We start from the raw sequence: 1,203 nt of genomic DNA, 5'->3' as shown, positions 1-1,203 counted from the left end.
GGTCATGGTAAATAGTTTCTCATCGCAGGTTATGGCAGACAGTATAGCATTTGGGTAGGATTTTCGAGAGCGATCGCCTTGGGTTATGGTAGGCGCGATCGCTTATAATTAACTAAAAATACCTGAGATGATTTGATTCAGAACCATGACATTTACACTACAAGCAATTTATGAACAAGGAATGCTGCGACTCATGCAGCCCGTCGATCTACCTGAAGGAACATCAGTTCAAGTGATCATTACTGCTAATGACTCGACTCAGGAGAACAAAAATACCACCGATATTTTAGCTCAAATTGCCGCATTACCCTTAGAAGGCGATCGCGACAATTTTTCTGGATTCGACCACGATCGCATTCTCTATCCCCATCAGAAATAAATCATGATATTTGTAGATACGAGTGCTTGGTTTGCTAGTGTCGTTCCTTCAGATCCAGAGCATCAATCGGTCAGTATGTGGATGCGTCAAAATACCGAGGCTTTTCTGACAACCGACTATATTGTTGATGAAACACTGACACTATTAAGAGCCAGAAAAGAAACGGCGCGATCGCTTGCTATGGGAAAAGCATTTTTTTCGGGTCAGCTTGGTACACTCTACTTTCTCAGCGAAGCAGACATTCAGTTAACATCGCAAATTTTCAGGCAATTTTCAGATAAAGAGTGGAGTTTTACCGATTGTAGCAGCAAAGTCATTATCGAAAAATTACAAATCAGCAAGGCTCTCAGTTTAGACAATCATTTTAGGCAATTTGGCTCAATTATTGTCATTCCCTAAAAATGAACTTATCAAACTTTTCTGTAAACAGGCGATCGCCCTCCCAAAAATAGGTAGGTGCGATCGCCTCTATTTACAGTTATTTAAAGTTCTTCGGGGTCAATTCCTTGGGCGCGTAATAACTCAGCTAGTCTTTCCGCCCGTTGGCGTTCAGCTTCGGCCCGTTGGCGTTCCTGCTGTAACTCTAGTTGAGCTTGTTCCGCCCGTTGATGTTCATTTTCTGCCCGCTGATGTTCATTTTCTGCCCGCTGATGTTCATTTTCTGCCCGTTGATGTTCATTTTCTGCCCGTTGATGTTCATTTTCTGCCCGCTGGCGTTCATTTTCTGCCCGCTGGCGTTCAATTCTAGCTCGTTCATCCCCGGTTAATAACAAATTACCCTGGCTATCCCACCAGCGCAGCCAAGGCAATTCTAGGTTGCCATA

The 1,203-nt window shown here is 43.6% G+C and carries 2 protein-coding genes and 1 pseudogene; 2 read left to right on the top strand and 1 reads right to left on the bottom strand.

Going from position 1 to position 1,203, the window contains the following annotated elements; genetic code table 11:
• The first annotated feature begins 145 nt into the window (after positions 1 to 145).
• Together ACTIE0_RS24550 and ACTIE0_RS24545 are read left to right on the top strand one after the other, a co-directional pair.
• Positions 146 to 379: an antitoxin family protein gene (locus tag ACTIE0_RS24550; protein WP_008053759.1), complete on the top strand. Its 234-nt coding sequence runs from the start codon at positions 146 to 148 to the stop codon at positions 377 to 379.
• A gap of 3 nt (positions 380 to 382) precedes the next feature.
• On the top strand, positions 383 to 778 hold the full coding sequence (locus ACTIE0_RS24545) for a type II toxin-antitoxin system VapC family toxin (protein WP_008053758.1): 396 nt from the start codon (positions 383 to 385) through the stop codon (positions 776 to 778).
• An 83-nt stretch (positions 779 to 861) separates the two neighbouring features.
• On the opposite strand, the pseudogene ACTIE0_RS24540 reads toward ACTIE0_RS24545, so the two are convergent.
• Positions 862 to 1,203, bottom strand: a pseudogene (locus ACTIE0_RS24540) (Uma2 family endonuclease); the annotation flags it as partial.

Source organism: Limnospira sp., assembly GCF_051859755.1.
GTDB classification, from domain to species: Bacteria; Cyanobacteriota; Cyanobacteriia; order Cyanobacteriales; family Microcoleaceae; genus Limnospira; species Limnospira fusiformis.
Note: the sequence above shows the minus strand (reverse complement) of the source record. Positions and strands in the feature narration are given on the sequence as shown.